General features: G+C 64.8%; 21 protein-coding genes. 17 read left to right on the forward strand and 4 right to left on the reverse strand.

Translation table 11 applies throughout. From position 1 onward, the window contains the following. Nucleotides 1–11: 11 nt before the first annotated feature. Complete coding sequence (locus WN73_RS33725; RefSeq protein WP_271556810.1) at nucleotides 12–1,637, reverse strand: long-chain fatty acid--CoA ligase; 1,626 nt, start codon at nucleotides 1,635–1,637, stop codon at nucleotides 12–14. A 174-nt stretch (nucleotides 1,638–1,811) separates the two neighbouring features. Between WN73_RS33725 and WN73_RS33730 the strand changes: the two genes are divergently transcribed. The 15 genes from WN73_RS33730 to WN73_RS33800 all read left to right on the forward strand — a co-directional run bounded on the left by WN73_RS33730 (nucleotide 1,812) and on the right by WN73_RS33800 (nucleotide 14,200). Then, complete coding sequence (locus WN73_RS33730; protein ID WP_161535306.1) at nucleotides 1,812–3,671, forward strand: flavin-containing monooxygenase; 1,860 nt, start codon at nucleotides 1,812–1,814, stop codon at nucleotides 3,669–3,671. Nucleotides 3,672–3,676: 5 nt separating this feature from the next. Further along, nucleotides 3,677–4,480, forward strand: a complete 804-nt coding sequence (locus WN73_RS33735) for a shikimate dehydrogenase family protein (protein WP_161535305.1) — start codon at nucleotides 3,677–3,679, stop codon at nucleotides 4,478–4,480. Nucleotides 4,481–4,616: 136 nt separating this feature from the next. Further along, the gene (locus WN73_RS33740; RefSeq protein WP_028170916.1) at nucleotides 4,617–5,429 is read left to right on the forward strand and encodes a lytic murein transglycosylase; all 813 of its coding nucleotides are present in this window, start codon (nucleotides 4,617–4,619) and stop codon (nucleotides 5,427–5,429) included. A 198-nt stretch (nucleotides 5,430–5,627) separates the two neighbouring features. Next, nucleotides 5,628–5,849 (forward strand): hypothetical protein, encoded by a 222-nt coding sequence (locus WN73_RS33745; RefSeq protein ID WP_008137329.1) that lies wholly within the window; start codon nucleotides 5,628–5,630, stop codon nucleotides 5,847–5,849. 12 nt (nucleotides 5,850–5,861) lie between these two features. Further along, nucleotides 5,862–6,284 (forward strand): hypothetical protein, encoded by a 423-nt coding sequence (locus WN73_RS33750; protein WP_011086641.1) that lies wholly within the window; start codon nucleotides 5,862–5,864, stop codon nucleotides 6,282–6,284. Between the two features lie 379 nt (nucleotides 6,285–6,663). Then, complete coding sequence (locus WN73_RS33755) at nucleotides 6,664–7,110, forward strand: MaoC family dehydratase (protein ID WP_011086642.1); 447 nt, start codon at nucleotides 6,664–6,666, stop codon at nucleotides 7,108–7,110. 101 nt (nucleotides 7,111–7,211) lie between these two features. After that, a complete protein-coding gene (locus WN73_RS33760) occupies nucleotides 7,212–7,724 on the forward strand; it encodes a hypothetical protein (protein WP_011086643.1) in 513 nt (170 codons plus the stop codon). 296 nt (nucleotides 7,725–8,020) lie between these two features. Further along, entirely contained in the window at nucleotides 8,021–9,175 is a 1,155-nt protein-coding gene (locus WN73_RS33765) for a helix-turn-helix transcriptional regulator (RefSeq protein ID WP_161535304.1), read from the forward strand. Nucleotides 9,176–9,407: 232 nt separating this feature from the next. Further along, nucleotides 9,408–10,382, forward strand: coding sequence for a helix-turn-helix transcriptional regulator (locus tag WN73_RS33770; protein WP_161535303.1), 975 nt, complete (start codon nucleotides 9,408–9,410; stop codon nucleotides 10,380–10,382). 74 nt (nucleotides 10,383–10,456) lie between these two features. After that, entirely contained in the window at nucleotides 10,457–10,699 is a 243-nt protein-coding gene (locus WN73_RS33775) for a DUF6894 family protein (RefSeq protein WP_028170920.1), read from the forward strand. Between the two features lie 390 nt (nucleotides 10,700–11,089). Beyond that, on the forward strand, nucleotides 11,090–11,308 hold the full coding sequence (locus WN73_RS33780) for a hypothetical protein (protein ID WP_271556502.1): 219 nt from the start codon (nucleotides 11,090–11,092) through the stop codon (nucleotides 11,306–11,308). A 372-nt stretch (nucleotides 11,309–11,680) separates the two neighbouring features. Next, entirely contained in the window at nucleotides 11,681–12,799 is a 1,119-nt protein-coding gene (locus WN73_RS33785; protein ID WP_271556504.1) for a helix-turn-helix transcriptional regulator, read from the forward strand. A 228-nt stretch (nucleotides 12,800–13,027) separates the two neighbouring features. Continuing rightward, nucleotides 13,028–13,285 (forward strand): hypothetical protein, encoded by a 258-nt coding sequence (locus WN73_RS33790; RefSeq protein WP_271556507.1) that lies wholly within the window; start codon nucleotides 13,028–13,030, stop codon nucleotides 13,283–13,285. Further along, nucleotides 13,278–13,457, forward strand: coding sequence for a hypothetical protein (locus WN73_RS33795; protein WP_246740274.1), 180 nt, complete (start codon nucleotides 13,278–13,280; stop codon nucleotides 13,455–13,457). The genes WN73_RS33790 and WN73_RS33795 overlap by 8 nt, the downstream gene beginning before the upstream one ends. Before the next feature lie 14 nt (nucleotides 13,458–13,471). After that, nucleotides 13,472–14,200, forward strand: a complete 729-nt coding sequence (locus WN73_RS33800) for a sulfite exporter TauE/SafE family protein (protein WP_271556510.1) — start codon at nucleotides 13,472–13,474, stop codon at nucleotides 14,198–14,200. Here WN73_RS33800 and WN73_RS33805 read toward each other — a convergent pair. Both WN73_RS33805 and WN73_RS33810 read right to left on the reverse strand, forming a co-directional pair. Beyond that, nucleotides 14,197–17,400 (reverse strand): efflux RND transporter permease subunit, encoded by a 3,204-nt coding sequence (locus WN73_RS33805; protein WP_271556512.1) that lies wholly within the window; start codon nucleotides 17,398–17,400, stop codon nucleotides 14,197–14,199. The genes WN73_RS33800 and WN73_RS33805 overlap by 4 nt on opposite strands. Before the next feature lie 164 nt (nucleotides 17,401–17,564). After that, a complete protein-coding gene (locus tag WN73_RS33810) occupies nucleotides 17,565–18,806 on the reverse strand; it encodes an efflux RND transporter periplasmic adaptor subunit (RefSeq protein WP_028170927.1) in 1,242 nt (413 codons plus the stop codon). A 20-nt stretch (nucleotides 18,807–18,826) separates the two neighbouring features. Between WN73_RS33810 and WN73_RS33815 the strand changes: the two genes are divergently transcribed. Both WN73_RS33815 and WN73_RS33820 read left to right on the forward strand, forming a co-directional pair. Further along, nucleotides 18,827–18,964 carry a hypothetical protein gene (locus WN73_RS33815; protein WP_157862131.1) on the forward strand — a complete coding sequence of 46 codons (138 nt, stop codon included), beginning with the start codon at nucleotides 18,827–18,829 and terminating at the stop codon, nucleotides 18,962–18,964. 43 nt (nucleotides 18,965–19,007) lie between these two features. Further along, nucleotides 19,008–19,613, forward strand: coding sequence for a TetR/AcrR family transcriptional regulator (locus WN73_RS33820; protein WP_211433437.1), 606 nt, complete (start codon nucleotides 19,008–19,010; stop codon nucleotides 19,611–19,613). Between the two features lie 37 nt (nucleotides 19,614–19,650). Here the strand turns inward: WN73_RS33820 and WN73_RS33825 are convergent, their stop codons facing one another. Next, nucleotides 19,651–21,135, reverse strand: a complete 1,485-nt coding sequence (locus tag WN73_RS33825) for an amidase (protein WP_271556516.1) — start codon at nucleotides 21,133–21,135, stop codon at nucleotides 19,651–19,653. Nucleotides 21,136–21,361: the final 226 nt, after the last annotated feature.

The following is a 21,361-nucleotide window of genomic DNA, read 5'->3' on the forward strand; positions in this document are numbered from 1 at the left end:
CGCGTGCCGCTTCAGGCGACGCGGTATTCCCTGAACTTCTCGCGCAACGCCGATTTGAGCACCTTTCCGGTGCCGGTCATCGGGAATTCGTCCAGGAACTCGACGGCGTCAGGCATCCACCAACTCGCGATCTTCGGGCGCATGTGGTCGAGCAGCGCCTTGCCGTCGACGGTCGCGCCCTTCTTGCGAACCACGAGGAGCAGGGGACGCTCCTGCCACTTCTCATGCGCAATCGCGACCACGGCAGCTTGCAGCACGTCGGGATGAGACAAGGCGACGTCCTCGAGCTGGATCGAGGAGATCCACTCGCCGCCGGACTTGATCACGTCCTTGGAGCGGTCGGTCAGCGTGACGTGGCCCTGCGGGTCGATCACGGCCATGTCGCCGGTGATCAGCCAGCCGTCGCGGTCGAGGCCTTCGTCGAGCTTCATATAGCCCGAGGCGACCCAGGGACCACGCGCGCGCAGATGGCCGACGGTCTTGCCGTCGCGCGGCAGCTCAACGCCGCCGTCGTCGACGATGCGCAAGGCGGTGCCGAAACAGGCCCGGCCCGAGACCTGTCGGCGGTCGAACTTCTCCTTGTCGCTGAGGTGCTCCGAGCCGGGACGCAGGCCCGGCATCGAGCAGCCCAGAGCCTCGGTCATGCCCCAGGCCTGGATGTAGTCGATGTTGTAGTCGCGCTTCAGCTTCTCGACCATGGCGCGCGGCGGGGCCGAGCCCGACGAAAGCGTTGCACGCAAGGTGGAGAATTTGTTGCCGGTGCGGCCGAGCCAGTCGAGCAGGATCAGCCAGAAGCTCGGCACCCCCGCCGACAGCGTCACCTTCTCGCCTTCGAGCAGCTCATACAGCTTGTCGGGCTCATAGTTGCGGCCGGGCAGCACCAGCTTCGAGCCGGTATAGGGCGCGGTGAACGGCATGTTCCAGCCGTTGCCGTGGAACAGTGGCGCCATCGGCATCATCACCTCGCGCACGCCTTCGACGTGCCCCGGAAGGAAGTCGAAATTGCAGCAGGTCATGGTCTGCAGGATCGCGGCGCGGTGCGAATAGATCACGCCCTTGGGATTTCCCGTCGTCCCCGAGGTGTAGCAGATGGTAGAGGCGGATTTTTCGTCGAACTCCGGCCAGGTGAAGCCGGCGTCGTTCTCTCGTCCGAGAAGCTCCTCGTAGCAATGGACGTTTACAAGCTTCGTCTCCGGCATCCGCTCGCGCGAGGACATCACGACGTAAGCCTCGATCGTCTTCAATTGCGGCGCGATCGCCTCGACGATCGGCAGCGTGGCGCGGTCGACGAACAGCAGGCGGTCTTCGGCGTGGTTGATGATGTAGACGAGCTGCTCGGGAAACAGGCGCGGATTGACGGTGTGCAGCACATAGCCCATGCCCGGCGCGGCATAGAACATCTCGAAATGGCGGTGGGTATTCCAGGCCAGCGTGCCGACGCGGTCGCCTTGCTGCATGCCGAGACGCTTCAAGGCCAGCGCCATGCGCTTGATGCGTGGGTGAGCGTCCGCATAGGTGTAGCGATGGATGTCGCCCTCGATCTCGCGCGCGACGATCTCCGCCTCGCCGTGATAGTCGGCGGCGTACTGGATCAGGCCGCTGATCAGGAGCGGCATGTCCATCATCAATCCCTGCATCATTTCCTCCGGATCGCCATGTCGTTGCATGGCGCTTGTGATTTGCGCGCGAGGTTACCGGAACGTCACGCGCCGTTCACGCAAAAAACGGCAGACGTGATTGCATGCGTCACTTTTTCAAGGCTAACGTGAGGAGAGCTGCCGGCGAAGCAGCGTCTGTCGTGGAGGAAATGGATGTCAGCGGAAAGACACAAGACCGGCGCAGCCGGCGCACCTACGGTCGATCTTTCCGCACTTCGCGCGCGCTATCGCGACGAGCGCGATCGCCGTCTGCGCGCCGAGGGCAAGGCGCAATATGTCGAGGTATCAGGCGATTTCGGCCGCTATCTCGATGATCCCTGGGCCGATCCCGGATTTGCGCGCGAGGCCGTCAGCGAAGCGACCGAAGTGCTCATCGTCGGCGGCGGCTTTGGCGGCCTGCTCTGCGGCGCGCGCCTGCGCGAGGCCGGCATCGCGGATTTTCGCATCGTGGAAAAGGCCGCCGACTTCGGCGGCACCTGGTACTGGAATCGCTACCCCGGTGCGGCCTGCGATACCGAGAGCTACATCTATCTGCCGCTGCTGGAGGAGACCGGCTATATGCCGGTGCGCAAATATGCGCGGGCGCCGGAGATTTACGAACACTCCCGCCGCATCGGCCGCCACTTCGGCCTGTACGAGCGCGCGCTGTTTCAGACCGTCATCTCGCGCATGGAATGGCAGGAGCGGGAGGCGCGCTGGCTGGTCGAGACCGATCGCGGCGATCGCATCCGCGCGCGGTTCGTCATTCTGGCCGGCGGCCCGCTGAGCCGGCCGAAGCTGCCGGGCATGCCCGGCATCGAGAGTTTTGGGGGACACAGCTTTCACACCAGCCGCTGGGACTACGCCTACACCGGCGGTACGGCTGAAGGCGGTCTCGCCGGCCTTGCCGACAAGCGCGTCGGCATCATCGGCACCGGCGCCACCGCCGTGCAATGCGTGCCGCATCTCGGCCGCTCGGCGAAGGAGCTCTATGTCTTCCAGCGCACGCCGTCGGCGATCGGCGTGCGCGACGACCGGCCGACGGATCAGAGCTGGGCGCAGAGCCTCGGGCCCGGCTGGCAGCGCGAGCGCATGGACAATTTCACCGCCGTGATCTCGGGCGAGCCGTTCGAGCAGGATCTGGTCCAGGATGGCTGGACCGGCCTGCTTGGCGAGATACTGCTCGCGCCGCGCCGCCAGCCACAGCCGGTGACCTCGCTGGAGGAGGCGTTGAAGGTCATCGAGCAGGCCGACTACCGCAAGATGGAGGAGATCCGCGCGCGCGTCGATGCCGTGGTGAAGGACGAGGCGGCCGCGGCCGCGCTCAAGCCCTGGTACAAGGCGTTCTGCAAGCGGCCGTGCTTCCACGACGAATATCTTGACACCTTCAATCGCCCCAACGTGCATCTCGTCGATACCAAAGGGCAGGGCGTCGAGCGCATCACGGAGAATGCCGTGATCGTCGATGGCAAGGCCTATGAGCTCGACTGCCTGATCTATGCCAGCGGCTTCGAGGTCGGCACCGATTACGCCCGCCGCATGGGCTTCGAGGTCTATGGCCGCGACGGCATGAGCCTGTCCGAGCGCTGGCGCGACGGCGTCAGGACGATGCACGGCTTCTACAGCCGCGGCTTCCCGAACTGCTTCCTGATCGTCACGGTGCAGGCCGGCCAGAGCGCCAACTTCCCGCACATCATCGACGAGCAGTCGCAGCACATCGCCTATGTGATCGATCAGGCGCGCAAGCGCGGCGCCAGAACGCTGGAGCCGACGCTCGCTGCCGAGAACGCCTGGGTCGAGGAGGTCGTGAAAGCCGCGCTCGGCCGTCAGACTTACTTGGCCGAATGCACGCCCGGCTATTACAACAACGAGGGCGTGTTCGATCCGATCGCGGCAAGAAACAGCCAATATTGGCGCGGGCCGGTGGCGTTCCTGCGGCTGCTCGACAAGTGGCGCAAGGAGGGCAATCTGGATGGACTGGAATTGACCTACGGGACGGCCGCGGAGGCGGGCGGCGCCCCGGTTCCGGTGTGAGCGGCATGATCCCGGCCCCGTCAGGCGCCACGCGGCTCCACGTCATCGTCGGTGATCCCATCGCGCAGGTGCGCTCGCCCGCGGGCGTGTCAGCCGCCTTCGCCGCACGGCGACACGACGGCATTCTCGTGCCCGTTCAGGTCGCCCCGGGGGATTTGCCCGACTTCCTCTCGGTGGCTGCGCGGCTGAAAAATCTCGACGGCATCGTCGTGACCATCCCGCACAAATTTGCCTGCTACCAGGCCTGCACGAGTGCGACCGATCGGGCGCACTTCCTGCGCACCGTGAACCTGATGCGCCGGCGCGCCGACGGCTCATGGCATGGCGATATGGTGGATGGCCTCGGCTTCGTCGGCGCAGCGCGGGCAAAGGGGATCGATCCCGGCGGCATGCGCGCCCTTCTGGTCGGCGCCGGCGGCGCCGGCTCGGCGATCGCGCTCGCGCTGGTCGAGGCCGGCGTCGGCGAGCTCGCCATTCACGACAGCATGGCCGAGCGCCGCGACGCGCTGATCGGCCGGCTCAATGGGCTCGGCAAAGCGCCGGTGCGGACCGGCACCATGGACCCCGCCGGCTTCGACTTCGTCGCCAATGCGACGCCCGCCGGGATGAAGGACGGCGACCCGCTGCCGGTCGACGTCGCGCGCCTTGCGCCAGCCGCCTATTGCGGCTGCGTCATCACCAGGCCCGAAGTCTCCCCCTTCATCGCCGCGGCCCGCAAGATCGGCTGTGTCACGGGGACCGGTACCGACATGTACCAGCAGCACCAGAGCATCATGGTGGATTTCCTGCTGGGAACGGAGGCTGCGTGATTTGCGGACGTCGCGACTTGCCGGTGTCAAGAGCTTTGCTTGGATCGATTGGTCCTGTCGGGACTTGAGCGATCGCAACCGACGTAGGATCATGCGCGTGCGCGAGCCGGTCGCGCCCTAAGGAGAGGAACGAGCAATGATCAAGGGCAGGATTGTGGCGACGGCGGTGATCGGCGCGGCCGCGCTGCTTCTCTCTCTGCCTGCGGCCAACGCCGCGCAATGCGGCAGCTCGCCGGCCGGGTTCGAAGGCTGGAAGCGTGAGTTCGGTGCAGAGGCGCAGGGCAAGGGCATCGGCCCGACCGCGATCTCGGCCCTGATGCAGACGAACTACGCCAGCGCGACCATCGCAGCCGACCGCGGCCAGCGCAGCTTCTCGCTGTCGCTCGACCAGTTCCTCGCCAAGCGCGGTGCCACCACCATCGTCGCCAAGGGGCGCCAGCTCAAGCAGTCGCAGGCGGCCCTGTTCGCCTCGATCCAGCAGCGCTACGGCGTTCCGCCCGGGCCGCTGATCGCGATCTGGGGCATGGAGACCGGCTTCGGCAGCCAGCGCGGCAACCAGAACATGCTGTCGTCGATCGCGACCCTTGCTTATGACTGCCGTCGCCCCGAGTTCTTCACCGACCAGCTCTATGCCGCACTGAAGCTGATCGACCGCGGCACCCTGTCGGGGGCGACCCGCGGCTCCATGCACGGCGAGGTCGGCCAGACCCAGTTCATGCCCAAGAACATCCTGGCCTATGGCACCGGCAATCTCGAGGTTGCCGCCAATGCGTTGAACTCGACTGCGAATTTCCTGAAGGCCCATGGCTGGCGTGCGGGAGCCGGTTACCAGCCGGGCGAGCCGAATTTCGCCGCGATCGAGGCCTGGAATGCGGCCGGCGTCTATCAGAAGGCAATTGCGTTGATGGGACGACAGATCGACGAGGGCGGAACGGCCGCCTCGCGCTGACGAGAGCCCCGCTTCAAACGGGGCTCTCGATGCTTGTTTTGACGCGTTTTCTTGACGCGAACCGGCATCCACTTCGCTCGAAAACGCTCTTGCTCAGCAAGGCGTGATGCGCCGGCGCGAGAAAGTTGTTGCTATCAGGAACTGACGGCATGAGGTTTGCTTTGATCAGATTCAGGGCTGGGCATGAGGAGACTCAACATGGCAACCCAGATCGTGATGGACCAGACTGGCGACACACGCCACGAGTTTGATCCTGGCAATGCCGAAGCGCTGGCGCGGGCCGAACAGCGCTTTCGGGAGCTGACCGGAGCCGGCTTCACCGCCGCCTTCCGTACCGGGCCCGGCGAAGTGACCCGTATCAAATCGTTCGACCCGACCGCGCAGGAAACGCTGTTCTATCCCCGCTTGGTCGGCGGTTGATCTGAGCTGCCCATGTTCGCGGCACTCCGGTTCCGCGCGCCAGCGCGTGCTCGTTTGCATGCGCTGCGCGAACTCTACCGTCGCTTCTTCGGCGAGAACACGCCGGATGCGCGCGGCCGTCGGCTTCTGGCCGATTGGCTGTCACCGGCGCAGCGCGCCCAGTTCGAGCAGCACCGGTATTTCGATGTGATCGGCTGCGATACCGGCAAGAGGTATCGCATCCACTACGGCACGGCCGCCAACGTCCACGAAATCGACGACGCCGGCATGGCAACGATGGGATGGTGCTTCGTCCCGACAGGCTTCCTCGTGCCCGGCGACGTGATGCTCGCGCAGAAGATCGCGCTCGAGACGGATGAAAAGTCAGCGCTGGCGCTCGCCAACAGGTTTCCGCCGGCAACGCATTCGGAGCATTTTTACCGGCGGCCGTTCTAGCGCAGGGCGCTCAGGAGTGCGTGGTGCGATAGGCATCCAGCGCATGCGCCGCAAAGACGCCGATGCTGCAAAGGGCGAGGAGGGCGGAGATCAGCTCGATCATAGCTCATCCTCCCGCGCCGGCTGGGCGACGAGATTTTGGCAGCAGGAATAGTCCAGGATCAGATTGAGAAGGAATTGCATGGTGGCCGTCCCTGTATGATTTTGACAACCAGATAACCGGCCATCTGTTTCAGGCGTGTTTCGTCGCACCGGAAAAGGGGTTTCGCGGGGAACCCTGGGCTGGTTTGTGCGCGGCAGGCCCGCTACATCGCGCTTTTAGTTCAATTCCTTCGGGCCGCGCGTCTTCGCGGGCGGTCCTGCTTTGCGAGGCAAAATCATGGCGCAGGTCGAGTGGTTCGACGATCTCAGCATCGGGATGCGGTTCAAATCGCCGGAGGTCGAGGTCACCGAAGCCGACATCAAGCGCTTCGCGGCCGAGTTCGATCCGCAGCCGATGCACCTCGACCACGAGGCCGCCAAGGGGACCCTGTTCAATGGGCTCGCTGCATCAGGATGGCACACCGCCGCGATTGCCATGAACCTCGCGATCCAGACCCGGCCCTTCGGTCCGCATCCGCTGATCGGCGCGGGCGTCGACGGGCTGCGCTGGACCATTCCGGTGCGGCCCAATGACCGCCTGCATCTGGTCGGCGAAGTGATGAGCCTGACGCCGTCGAAGTCGAAGCCGCAGGGTATCGCGCTGGTGAAATGGACGATGTTCAACCAGAACGGCGAGGAGGTTTACACCTTCACCCCGATCGCGATCGTGCCGCGGCGAGCCTAGGACGCAAGCCGCCTGCCGCTGGCCTTGCCCGCGGCCTGAAGCCCTTGCGGGTCGTCGGCAGAGGTGGTCATCTCGGCCCCGGGAACACGCTGGAGGCCGACATGAGACGATTCCTTCTCGCCGCCGGAATGCTCGCAGGCGCCTTGAGCGCAGCCGCCTTGAGCTCAAGGCCCGCGCTGGCGCAACAATCCAAGGTCGGCGACTGGACCATCGAGAAGCGTACGCAGGATACGCACTGCAATGCGAGCCGCGGCTACAAGGACAAGGAGGACGAGAACCGCGACTACGTCATCGTCATCACCTATTCCGACAAGGCCATCGTGATCGTGATGATCTACGACGGCTGGGAGTGGGACAAGGTCGGCGAGATCCTCCGGGCCGACGTCGCCACCGATGACGCCGATATCATGAAGAAGGCGAAGTGGGAGGTGATGGACAAGACCACCGTGCGCGGCATCTTCGAGTTCGACCAGGCGATCATGGATCGCCTCTCCAAGGCCAGGCGTCTCACGCTCGATTTCGAGGACGATGACGAGGACAGCATCGAGATGCAGATCCCTCGCGCCGGCGAGGCGCTCGCCGCGCTGAAATTCTGCGAGGAGAACCGGAAGTAAGTCGCAGAGGCCGGTCCGCAAGGCGGGCAGGCGACAGCAGGCGATAACCGCGAGCGGGCGCGTGACTCTTCGCACACTGTCCGGTCGCTGTTCGCATTAATCCTAGTCTTTGGCGGAAACGTCCAAGCCGCATCCTGCGGTTGACGTTACGCAAGGATGATGTTCGATATTCCAGCATTGCGCTGTCGCATTTTTTCTCCGTCCAAGGCGGCGATCGGCCGGCCTGCCTCCCTCAGTTCCCGACGCGCTCGTCCCCCTCGCCACCGGGGCAACTCGCAGACCCCATCGTCCATCCGATGACGATCCTACAGGCAAACCGGTTCTCGTCGCTCGTCGGCGAGATCTACGATGCAGCGGCCAATCCCGCGCTGCGGAGCGCCGCCTTGGAGCAGGTTTCGAATTTCGTCGGTGGATGTGGCGCGACCATCCTGTCCAGGGATGCAGCCAGGCTCTCGATCGAGATCCACGAGCATTTTGGCACGGACACTCGGTTCCGCCAGCTCTATCGCGACAGATATGTCGAACTTGATCCCTTGCTCGACCGCCATCTCGACTTCGCCGCCGGCCAGACGGTCGGCGTGGCCGACGTCATGCCCCAGTCCGACTTCGAGGCGACCAGCTTCTACCGAGAGTGGGTGGAGCCGCAGGGAGCGATAGACCTCGCAACCGTGACGCTCGAGAAAACGGTCGCGCGCACCACGATCTTGCAGGTGCTGCGTCACCGGTCCCGCGGGACCGTCGACGACGCGATGCGCGAGCGTATGCGCCTGCTCGCGCCTCACATCCAGCGGTCGCGGGTCATGGGTCGCCAGATCAGGGCGCGCTCGCATACCGTGGACGATCTTGCCGATGTCCTGGACGGACTGAGCACGGCGATCTGCCTGCTCGACGCAGAAGGGAGGGTCGTCCATGCCAACGCGTCGTGCCGTCAGCTCTTCGTCGACGCCAATCTCCTCGCAATGGTCGGCGACAGAATAGTTGGCCGCAACACCCAGGCTGACAAAATATTCCGCGGCCTGTTCGAATTTTCCGCGGATGCAGGAACTCATTCAAACGGTCGCCGTCAGATCGAGCTCGTGACATCGTCCGACGGACATCATTATCTGCTCCATGCCGTTCCGTTGAGGCGGGAGCGCCATCTGCCGCGTGACGGAGCTGCCACCGTGCTCTTCGTTCAAAGGGCCACGATGGTGTCATCGCTCGTGCCCGATGCGATCGCAGTGGCGTTCAGGCTGACGCCGTCCGAATTGCGCGTGCTGATGGCGATCGTCGAGATCGGCGGGGTTCCCGACATTGCGGCCAAGCTCGGTATCGCCGAGACGACGGTGAAGACGCATCTCAGCCGGCTGTTCGAAAAGACGGGCGCCGGCAGGCAGGCCGACCTCGTCAAGATCGCCGCCGGATTTGCGGCGCCGTTTGGGCGGCAGACCGGCGCCGGCGATGCGGTGTGATCCAATTCACATCGCGGATCATGAGTTCGCGCAATCTCAATCCATTGTGATGAGCAAGGTGCGTGTGTCCTCCGAACGTATGACGCGTATCATTTGATACTTTCGTATATGGCCGCCACTTGAAAATGAGAAGGGCAGCGTGCGTCACGGAACAATGCGCACCGGCACCGAACGCGGGTGCGGGGAGATAACAGCGCGTGGCCGGGCCTGCTCGTTGGTTGGAGAGATTGCAGTGAGCGGCAAGAATGAATTTTCAATTTTCAATGTTTCAACGGACCACATTCCCGAAGACGAGCGCGTACCGCTCCTGCGCGAATTCTACTGCCGCGGCGTGCTGAAGGCGGAAGTCGAGGCAAGGGAAGGAAAGCCGGCTGCGGCGAGCTTCACGTCCCACGTCTTGCCGGAAGCCCAGTTGCTGATCGGGGGATTGTGCGGAGCGCGGGTCGTTCGCACGAAGCATCTGGTTGCAGATGGCGACGACAGTCTCGCCCTGATCGTGAACAGGTCGGGCGTTCTCGGTATATCCGAGCGAGGACACGATTTGAGGCTTCGGGCGGGAGAGGCGGTCCTGACCAGCGCGGAGGACGTCACGATCTTCGAGCGCCTCTCGCTCGGAAGCGGCTTCTCGCTGCGCGTGCCGAGACGCGTGCTGGCCCCGATGATCGTGGATGTCGACGATGCGGTGATGCGCGTCATCCCGGAGAGCACCACCGGGCTACGGCTGCTCGTCGACTACGCGATCGCGCTGGTGCACGAAAAGGTGCTGGCGGTGCCTGCGATGCGGCAGCTCGGCGTCGCGCATCTGCATGATCTCCTGGCGCTCGTTCTCGGCGCCACGGATCACGTCCGGGAATCGACCGGACGGCGCGGCATCAAGGCGGCGCGACTCCAGAAGGCGAAATTCCTCATCGTCAACAATTGCTGGCAGCAGGATATCTCGGTGGCAAATGTTGCCCAAGAGCTCGGCGTGACCCCGCGCTATCTCCAGCGGCTGTTCGAGGCCGACGGCAAGACCTTTTCGTCCTTCCTCACCGAGCAACGCCTCAAGCGTGCCCATCGCATGCTGCGCGAGCCTGACTTCGCCGAGCGGCCGGTGAGTTCGATCGCCTACGATGTCGGTTTCGGAGATCTCTCTTATTTCAACCGCTGCTTCCGGCGGGCCTATGGCGCGACGCCGAGCGACGTCAGGAGCGGCGAAGCGCTGTAACGCACCCCGACCGGATTTAGTAGATCATGACGCAGCGTTGCGTGCGGAAACGGCGCCTGAAGCCGGAGTGTTGAATGCACCGTTTCTTCTTCGACCTCCTGGTCGGCAATATCGTGAAGATCGACCCGGGCGGCATGGTGTTCGAACATGCCAAGGCGACCATCGTGGTGGCTGACGAGATGGCGCGGCATCTTTTCGTCTGGCGCGACGACCTGCGCGATCGTGACGCCTGGATCCGCGTCAGGGACAACCGCGGGCGCGAGATCTATCGCGCCGCCGTGTGGGCCGAGAGCGCGGAGAGGGCGGGCTGGGACTAGGTGTGAGCCGCGCAGGCGGTGTCACGACTCTGCACCAGTTCCGGGCGAAGCGCGCTCGGTTCGTTCTGAGCCGCGACCCGGTCGCCTCCGTCCAACTCGAATACGACGGACATTTCTACTTTAGCGCTCAGCGAATCCAATTCGCAGCGGCAGCCTCCTCCGTTTGGAGGCGGGGCTGCCGACAACGTGCCTGTGCGCCGGTGGGGCGAGATGGCGGCGACCGAGGGACTGGAAATGAATGTGACGGCAGCGGCGATCTGCTGACGCCGACGGCGCGGCTGCGCTACGTCGCGGGCCGGTTCGATGGCTACAGCGAGACCGGCTCGGCGCAGGGATTGTCGGTCGGCGGCCGCACGCTGCAGAGGAGCGGGCGAGGTCGATCTGTCCTGCGTGACCAGCCTCGCCGGCGGCGAGCTCAAGGCCAACATCCATGGCGGCGTCATCGCGCTCCAGCGCGTCGGCGACACCACCATCAGCACAGTGCTGCTCGGCCAGAACTTCTCTTTCGTGACGCCCGGTAGCCGCAGCACGGTGGTGCCGTCGCCGGCTTCGGCTTCGACTACCGTACCAGCCGCAACGTGTCCGTGTTCGGCGCGGTCGAGGGCATGATGATGTCCGGCCAGAGCCGCACTGGCACCGCGAGGGGCGGCGTTCGCGTCGCGTTCTGAGCCAGCATTAGCCCCGGCGGCTTGAACACGACGCACGCTGGCCGGGCTCCATCTGCCCGGCCGGCGCATCCTCCGATCGGAGGATGCCGCGTGCCGCGGTTGTGGTACGCTTGGTGATATTGATCACTCATGCCATTCATTGCCATGCACGGACCTCGAGAGCTGCCCGCTGCGGGATTGTCGAATCCGTTCGTCAGCTGATCGGCACAAATCACGATCGGAGTTGAACCTTTTGCTCCCGTGGCAGACTCAACTAGGCCGCCGGGCACGAAGAACATTCCACAGTCTCGATGTTTGACCACTGGCTCTTCCAATGCCCCGACCTCCCAAACATGACGAGTTGATCGAGAGTATATATGACGCGGGTCTCCACCCTGAGTTGTGGAGCGACGTCGTCGTCATGGTTAATGCGTTCATCGGCAGCCAGGCCTGCGGCCTGATTTCGAAGGATCCGGTCAGCAAGTCCGGCGCGACGCATTTCTATTGCGGGGTCGATCCGCACTACATCCAGCTCTATTCCGAGACCTACGCCCGCTACGATCCTCTCGCCAGGCTCCCCCGGTACGGCGAGGTGCGCAACATCCCGGATCTCGTGAATTTCGAGGAATATCGCCGCGGCCGCTTCTATCAGGAATGGCTGCGTCCACAGGGCTATGTCGACGTGGCGAACGTGGTGCTGGAGCAGTCGAAGTCGCCGTGTCCGATGTTGCTGACGGTGATCCCGGGCAGGGAGATGCTCAATGCGGAGCAGCGCGCGCGCATGCAGTCGCTGGTCGCGCACGCCAGCCGGGCGCTGCTGATCAACCGGGCGATCGAGCGAAAGCAGCAGCGAGCGATCGCGCTGGCCGATGTTGTGGACCGGCTCAGTGCCGGCGTCATCCTGCTCGATGCCGCCTGCAATATCGTCCACAGCAATCCTGCCGCAAAAACCATTCTGGCCGCGGCTGACGTCCTGCGGTCGGTCTCGGGCCGGCTCGTGGCGCGATCCGCCGAGGCAAATCTGGCCCTGCGCGATATCTTCCGCGACTCCGGCGAGGTTGCCGTAGCTGCGGCGGCCGGTCGAAAAATCCCGCTGAGATCCGATGGCGGTTCCTACTATATCGCGAACGTCATCGCGCTGCCGTCGTTGCTGCGTGATGGCGCGACGGAGCGCACGCCGGCCGTCGGAGCCCTGTTCGTCTGGAAGGCGGAACTCGACGGCCGCTCGTGTGCCGGCCTCGTCGACCGCACGTTCGACCTCACGCCGGCGGAATTGAGGGTCTTGCAGTCGATCGTCGAGGTCGGCGGCGTGCCGGAGACGGCGATTGCGCTCGGCATCGCAGAGACGACGGTGAAGACGCATCTGCATCGCGTCTTCGCCAAGACCGGCGTTTCTCGTCAGGCGGATCTCGTCAAGCTCGTGGCGGGATTTTCCAATCCACTCCTGCACTGACGCGCCTTCGCGTCGCGGGCGGCGTCGCTGCAGCCCGCCATAGGTTCAAACAGACACATCATTAGAAAGTTATCGCGGGTCATTCGATCGAATGACGCGATTTGCCGCGTGCCCCTCTAGGAGATGTCACACGATCTCTTGTTCGACGCGTTCGTGTTTTGTGAAGCAACTCACAGCGAGCGGAAGTGAATCCCGTCAATCTCTGGTGTAGGTCGAAAGGAGATTGTCATGCGCTCGACGTCACCGGTTCTGGCTCGCAAGTTCCGCGACATCGTCGCGCGTATCGGCGCGGCGTTCCGCGCGCAGCGCGCGATCGACGCGCGGCGCGCGTTGCTGCGCTATCGCCATCTGCTGGAGCAGCCGCACGACCCATTGCCTTTGAATGAAATCATTCCGGTCAGCAACAAAGAGGATATTGCAGACAATGCCCACGGATCTGATGCGCGCGAGCGCGCCGCCGGCGACCCCACGTTCGAGCGTGCGTAACGTCAACATCGTCGCAATCGCCGCGACCGTGGCACTCGTCACGCTTCAACTGGTTGGCCTTGCGATGCTGGAACGCTCTCACGCGCACGCGATGCATGTGTCGTTTCCACGCGAACCGCAAGTTTGCTCGGAAAACGTCGACGCTGCCGTCTCGCAAATTCCCTACGATTGACCGGAGGACGGTCCGTGCCTGATGTCACGACACTGGCTCTGCTCAGCGTTGCCGTATTCGCCGGCGCCTTTGTTTCGGGGCTGTCGGGATTCGCATTCTCGGCCGTAGCCGGCGCCATCCTGCTCCGGGTGTTTCAGCCGCTGGAGGCCGTGCCGCTGATGATGGCGTGCAGCATCGGCGTGCAGGCGACCAATCTGTGGGCGCTTCGGCGCAGCATCCGCTGGGAAGGCAGTCTGCCGCTGATCGTCGGCGGATTGATCGGCGTTCCCATCGCTGTGTCGCTGTTGCAGTCCACCGATACGCATCTGCTCAGGCGCGGCTTCGGCGTCATCGTCGCGCTCTATGCCGCCTACATGCTGCTGCGACCGACGCTGGTGACGGCCGGCGAGGCCGTCGGCCGGCACTGGGTGGCGCTGATCGGATTCGGGGGAGGGCTGGTCGGCGGGCTGACGGCCATGCCGGGCGCGATCCCGACGATCTGGTGCGACATGCGCGGCATGCCCAAGAGCGAGCAGCGTGGCCTGGTGCAGCCGTTCATCGCGGCGATGCAGGTCTTCGCCATCGCGCTGCTGGTCGGACACCAGGACCTGTCGTCAAAGGTCTTCGTCGATCTCGCGGTCAGCCTGCCGGCGCTGTTCGCCGGCTCCGCGCTCGGTGTGATCGCCTTTCACCGCGTCAACGAGACGGTCTTTCGCAAGACCGTGCTCGTTCTGCTGCTGATCTCGGGGATTTCCCTGATCTAGTGGCCTGCGCCTTCGTGATGAAGCCCCTGGACCGGCGCGGCGCTGATGTCGCTGCCGTGATGTACCAGCGGCTTGTTGCCGGTGATGGTTCTGAGCAGCACGTAGAACACCGGCGTCAGGAACAGGCCGAACACGGTGACGCCGATCATGCCGGAGAACACGGCAACGCCCATGGCCCGCCGCATCTCGGAGCCCGCGCCGGTCGAGAGCACCAGCGGCAGGACGCCCATGATGAACGCCATCGACGTCATCAGGATCGGACGGAGCCGCAGCCGGCTCGCCTCGATCGCGGCGCGGATCGGGGTGCGCCCGGCGAATTCGAGCTCGCGCGCGAATTCGACGATCAGGATCGCGTTCTTGGCCGAGAGCCCGACGAGAACGATGAGGCCGATCTGGGTGAAGACGTTGTTGTCGCCCTTCGAGAGCCAGACCCCGAACATCGCCGCGAGCAGACCCATCGGCACGATCATGATGATCGAGAGCGGCAGGGTCAGGCTCTCGTAGAGCGCGGCCAGCACCAGGAACACCAGCAGGATCGCCAGCGGGAACACCCAGATTCCGGAATTGCCGGCGATGAACTCCTGATAGGTCAGGTCGGTCCATTCGAAGGCAAAGCCGGGCGGCAGCACTTCCGCCGCGATCCGCGTCGCGACTTCCTGCGCCTGGCCCGATGAAAAGCCGGGCGCGGCCGCCGCGTTGATGTCGGACGACAGGAAGCCGTTGTAGCGGATCGCGCGCTCCGGACCCGCACTCTGGCGGATATTGAGCAGTGCGGACAACGGCACCATGTCGCCGGAGGACGAGCGCACCTTGAGCTGCCGGATGTCGTCGGCCCGGGCGCGGAACGGCGCGTCGGCCTGGACGCGGACGGAATAGGTGCGGCCAAACTTGTTGAAGTCGTTGACGTAGTAGGAGCCGAGGTAGATCTGGAGCGTGTTGAACACTTCCGTCACGGGCACCCCGAGCTGGAGCGCCTTGGTGCGGTCGATGTCGGCGAAGAGCTGGGGCACGTTGACCTGGAAGCTCGAGAACACGCCGGCGATCTCCGGCGCCTTCTGCATCGCCGCCATGAACGCTTTGGTCGCCTCGTTCAGCGCCTCATAGCCGAGGCCGGCGCGATCCTCGATCTGCAGCTTGAAGCCGCCGATGGTGCCGAGGCCGTTGACCGGCGGCGGCGGGAACATGGCGATGAAGGCTTCCTGGATGCCGGCGTATTTCTTGTTTAGCTCGGCCGCGATGGCATTGCCGCTCAGGGCTGCACCTTTGCGCTCGTCGAACGGCTTCAGCGTCGAGAACACGATGCCGGCATTGGACGAGTTGGTGAAGCCTGAGATCGACAGGCCCGGGAAGGCGACAGAGCTCTCGACACCTGGCTGGGTCAGCGCGACGTCGCTCATCTTGCGGATCACCTCTTCGGTGCGGTCGAGCGTTGCCCCGTCGGGCAGCCGCGAGAAGCCGACCAGATATTGCTTGTCCTGGCCCGGCACGAAGCCGCTCGGCACCTGCTGGAACAGGAAGGCGGTGAGGCCGACCAGCACGACGTAAAGACCCATCACCGCGGCCTTGCCGGAGATGACCTTGGTGACGGTGCCGCTGTAATTCTCGGATGAACGCGTGAAGGCCCGGTTGAAACCGCGGAAGAACCAGCCAAGGCCCTTTTCCATGATGATCGTCAGCCGGTCCTTCGGCTCATCGTGGCCCTTGAGCAGCAGTGCCGACAACGCCGGGGACAGCGTCAGCGAGTTGACGGCGGAAATTACGGTCGAGATCGCGATCGTCAGCGCGAACTGCTTGTAGAACTGCCCGGTCAGGCCGGAGATGAAGGCGAGAGGCACGAACACCGCGATCAGCACCATGGCGATCGCGATGATCGGGCCGGAGACCTCGCGCATCGCCTGATAGGTCGCATCGCGCGGCGACAGCCCGGCCTCGATGTTGCGCTCGACGTTCTCGACCACAACGATGGCGTCATCGACGACGATGCCGATCGCGAGCACCAGGCCGAACAGGCTGAGCGCGTTGATGGAGAAGCCGAACACGTGCATCACGGCAAAGGTGCCGACGATCGACACGGGCACCGCCAGCAGCGGAATGATCGAGGCGCGCCAGGTCTGCAGGAACAGGATCACGACCAGCACCACCAGCGCGATTGCCTCCAGCAGCGTGTGGATCACCGCCTCGATCGAGGAGCGCACGAACTGGGTCGGATCGTAGACGATCTGGTAGGACACGCCCTCGGGCATGTTCTTCTTGATCTCGGCCATGGTGGCGCGGACGTGGTCGGAAATCTGCAGCGCATTGGAGCCGGGCGCCTGGAAGATCGGGATCGCCACCGCCTGCTTGTTGTCGAGCAGCGAGCGCAGGCCGTATTCGGACGCCCCTAACTCGATGCGCGCGACGTCGCGCAAGCGCACCACTTCGCCGCGCGCGCCGGTCCTGACCACGATGTCGCCGAACTGCTCCTCGTTCGCGAGCCGCCCTTCCGCATTGACGGACAGTTGCAGGTCGATACCCTTGACGTTCGGGGAGGAGCCGACCACGCCGGCGGCGGCCTCGACGTTCTGCGCCTGGATCGATTTGACGATATCGCTCGCGGTCAGCCCGTGTTCGGCCGCCTTCTGCGGGTCGACCCAGACCCGCATCGAATAGTCGCCGGCACCATAGAGCTGGACGTCACCGACGCCGTCGATCCGCGCCAGCCGGTCCTTGACGTTGAGCACCGCATAGTTGCGCAAATACGTCATGTCGTAGCGGCCGTTGGGCGACAAGAGATGCACCACCATGGTGAGGTCGGGCGAGGACTTCTTGGTGATGATGCCGAGCTGGCGCACCACGGCGGGCAGGCGGGGCTCGGCCTGCTGCACGCGGTTCTGCACCAGCTGCGTCGCCTTGTCGGGGTCGGTGCCGAGGCGGAACGTCACCGTCAGCGTCATCGCGCCGTCGGTGGTCGCCTGGCTCGACATGTAGAGCATGCCTTCGACGCCGTTGATCTGCTCCTCGATCGGCGTCGCCACCGTCTCCGCGATCACCTTCGGATTGGCGCCGGGATAGGTCGCGCGCACGAGGACGGAGGGCGGCACCACGTCCGGGTATTCCGAGATCGGCATCGCGAACAGCGAGATGAGCCCTGCGAGGAAAATCAGGACCGACAGCACACCGGCAAAAATCGGACGATCGATGAAGAATTTTGAGAGATTCATGGCCTTGCCCCTGGGCAATATCTTTCAGTTCTCCGACAACTCCACTGTCATTCCGGGGCGCGGGCGAAGCCCGCGAACCCGGAATCCAGAGGTGAAGTCATCGGAGTTCAGTAACTTCTAGATTCCGGGTTCGCGCGACGCGCGCCCCGGAATGACGGAAGATGTCAGCGTTGCACCACGTCCTGGTTGCTGCGGTTGGCCGCTTGCTGCCCCCGCGCACCCATCGCCGCGACCTCCGTCTTGAGGAGGGCGCCGGGACGCACGCGCTGCAGGCCGTTGACGACGATGCGGTCGCCGGGCTTCAGGCCCGCGGTGACGATGCGCAAGCCGTCGACCGCACCACCGAGCGTGATCGGACGGTAGACCGCGCGGCTGTCGTCACCGACCGCCATCACGAACTTCTTGTCCTGGTCGGTGCCGATCGCGCGCTCGTCGATCATCACCAGCGTCTGCTGCTTCGGCTGGCCCATGCGCACGCGGGCGAACTGGCCGGGGATCAGACGCCCGTCCTCGTTCCTGAACACCGCGCGGACACGGATGGTGCCGCTCTGGCCGTTGACCTGGTTGTCGATGAGCTGGATATGGCCTTTCGCCGAAAGGCCGCCTGAGGTCGCCATCTCCACCGGGATCTGGTCGAGATTGCCGCGCTTGCCGGAGGCGTCCGCGATCGAGTTCAGCGCATGCAGCACGACCTCTTCATCCGCATCGAAGGACGCGTAGATCGGATTGACGGAAACCAGCGAGGTCAGCACCGGGGAGGCGGTGCCGGCGGCAACGAGATTGCCGACGGTGACCTCGATCTTGCCGACGCGGCCGTCCACGGGCGCGCGCACTTCGGTGTAATCGAGATTGAGCTTCGCGGTCTGCAGCGTCGCTTCGGCCGCCTTGACGTTGGCGATGGCCTCGCGATTGGCGTTGTCGCGCTGGTCGTAGTCGCGCCGCGTGACGACCGCGTTGCCGACGAGCTGCGCACCGCGCTCGAGCTCGCTCTGGGTGAACACCACGCGCGCCTTCGCCGCCTCGAGCTGGGCGTTGGCCTTGTCGACCTCGGCCGCGTAGGGCGCCGGATCGATCTTGAACAGCACGTCGCCGGCTTTCACCAGCGCGCCTTCGGTGAAGTTGGTCGACAGGATCGCACCGGCCACGCGCGGACGAAGCTCGACGCGTTGGATGGCCTCGAGCCGGCCGGAGAAATCATCCCACAGCACGGTCGGCCGTGGCTCGATCATCGCGACCGTGACGGAGACGGCCTGCTCGGCCGCGGCAGCCGTTGCGGTCGCCTGCGCAGCACGAAAGTAATGGCCGGTCGCGATCGAACCGGCCACGGCGAGGGCGCCCACGATGGCGGCGCCGCCGAGAAGGCGGCGGATACGGCCAGGGCGAGAGGTATTTTGGGAGGGGGGCATTTGCGCGCTCCAGATATGTAGTGTTCACTACAGATGTGGAGCTGGATACCGCAGCGCAAGATACTTATGTACCGTTTGCTAAGAAAATTGTAGCCGCTTACCGCAAGCATTGGAAGGCGGAAGAGAAAATAAAGCTAGAACAAATAGATAGGATTTGACGTTAAGCTTCACGCAGAACGTGAATTCCGAGGAGACAGGCACATGGGCATGGGACGCCCCCGGGAATTCGACGCCGAAACGGCGTTGGACCAAGCGATGGAAGTGTTCTGGCGCCACGGCTATGAGGGCGCCACCATCGCGCAGCTCACCGAAGCCATGGGCATCAATCCGCCCAGCCTCTACGCCTGTTTCGGCAACAAGGAAGGCCTGCTGAAGGCCGCGCTCGACCGCTACACCAAGCTGCGTAACGTCTGGATGGACGGCGTGGTCTCGGCGCCAACCGCCCGCGAGGTCGCCGAGCGGATGCTGATGGGCATCGCCGACAAGCAGACCGATCCCGCCAATCCGCCCGGATGCCTGCTCGTGCAGGGCGGCATCGCCTGCGGCAGCGGCTCCGAGAATGTCCCCTTCGAACTCGCCGCCCGCCGCGCTCAGAACGAAGATCAGCTCCGCGACCGTTTTGTTCGCGCCAAGGCGGAAGGTGATCTCAAGCCGGGCTCTGATCCCGCCGCGCTCGCGCGCTACGTCTCTGCGGTCTCCGTCGGCATGGGCGTGATGGCGTCTTCGGGCGCAGATCGCGAAGCGCTGCGGCAGGTGGCGAGCGTGGCCGTGCAGGCGGTCGAGGCGCAATCGGCCGGGAGAACGTGACGGCTGCCAGCGTCGCCGGCTTCTGTCATCTTGTGGACTACATGGCAGGGAGCGACGGCGGCGGGACGAAGCCGCCGAACTCGCGCTCGATCAGCCCGGCCAGCGCAATCGTCGTGCGGTCCTCGAGGTAAGGCCCGATGATCTGGACGCCGATTGGCAAGCCCGTCGCCGTGCGCTCGATCGGAACGGCGGTCGCCGGCAGGCCGCAGGTCGATGCGGGATCAGCCCAGATGAAGCACGCATCGGAGTAGTTGTAGAGCTTTCCATCGATGTCGAGCTGCCGAGCGTCGAACGGTTCGGACTGGTCGTGCGGAAAGGCCGGCACGGCGGCCGTCGGGTAGATCACCGCGTCGAACTCGCGGAAGAAGAGCTGCCACCGCTGCTGCAACTGCAGGCGGGCCGCATCGGTCGCCAGCCACTCACGATGGATCATGCCCCAGCCGCGGGCGCGCTCGGCCTGCAGGCTGCGGTCGTCCGGCGAGAGTGCGGCGGCAAGTCCTTGCGCCTCCGCGAGGGCGGCCGGTGTCAGGCGCGGACTTCGCGCGGCGTTGAGCAGCTTCATGTAGAGCCGCGCGGATTCTGCGAGATCGGGCAACGACGTGCTCGCGCGCGCGACCCCCGCGCCGGATCGTTCGAGCCGTTTCGCCAGCCGTCCGATCGCGGAACGCACCGCGTCGCCCGTCGGCATCAGCGGATGGGTATCGATCACGAGGATCCTGAAATTCTTCAGCTGGTCATGTCGCGGCGCCGGCAGCGCAAGGCGATAGCCGATCCCGTCGCGCGTCTCGTCGGGTCCGGCAATCACGTCGAGCGCCAGCGCAAGGTCGGAGGCAGTACGCGCCATCGGTCCAACGACAGCCAGATCGCCCTGGCCGGGGACGGGCGGCGCCGGCGGCAGGCTGTATCCGCGCAGCGGGACCAGGCCGAGGCTCGGCTTGTGTCCGAACACACCGCAGAAATGCGAGGGGACCCGGATCGATCCGCCGATATCCGAGTCGATCGAGAGCGGACCGAACCCCGCGGCCAGCGCCGCTCCGCATCCGCCCGAGGAGCCACCGGGCGACCGGCCGAGGTCCCACGGGTTGTTCGTCGTCCCGTGGATGTCGTTGTAGCTCTGGAAATCCCGCAGCCCGATCGGGATATTGGTCTTGCCGATGATGATCGCGCCCGCCGCCTTCAACCGCGAGACGACGAGGGCATCTTCCTCCGGCTTGAAATCCCTGAAATGTGGAAAGCCCCACGTGGTCGGCAGGCCGGCGACGTTGAACGGTTCTTTCAAGGTCACGGGGATGCCGAGCAATGGCTGGCGCTCGCCGCGGCCAAGCGCGGCGTCGGCAGCGCGCGCGGCGTCCTTTGCGCGATCGAAATCGCGCACGATGACGGCATTGATCTTGCCGTCCAGGGCCTCGATGCGCGCGATCGTATGCGCGAGCAGCTCCGACGCCGAGATCTTGCGGGCGTGCAGGGCGCCCAGAAGAACGCTGATTGAGCCGTAGTCCAAGTCATCGGCATCTGCGGTCATCACGAACTCCATTGCATCTCATCGTCTCGGCGAGCCGATCCGGGGATGGAACATGCAATGTTGGGAGCGTGATGAGGAGGCAGCGCAACGGGAACCAGATCTGCCCGCCGGTCGGGGCGGGGGCTGGTCGCATTTGGGAGCCAGGAGACTGCCGGACGAACTCGGCCTGCATGGTTCGAGACGCCCGCTTTGGCGGGCTCCTCACCATGAGGGGCAGACATCCCGC

The organism is Bradyrhizobium sp. CCBAU 45394 (assembly GCF_028128655.1).
Classification (GTDB): Bacteria; Pseudomonadota; Alphaproteobacteria; order Rhizobiales; family Xanthobacteraceae; genus Bradyrhizobium; species Bradyrhizobium diazoefficiens.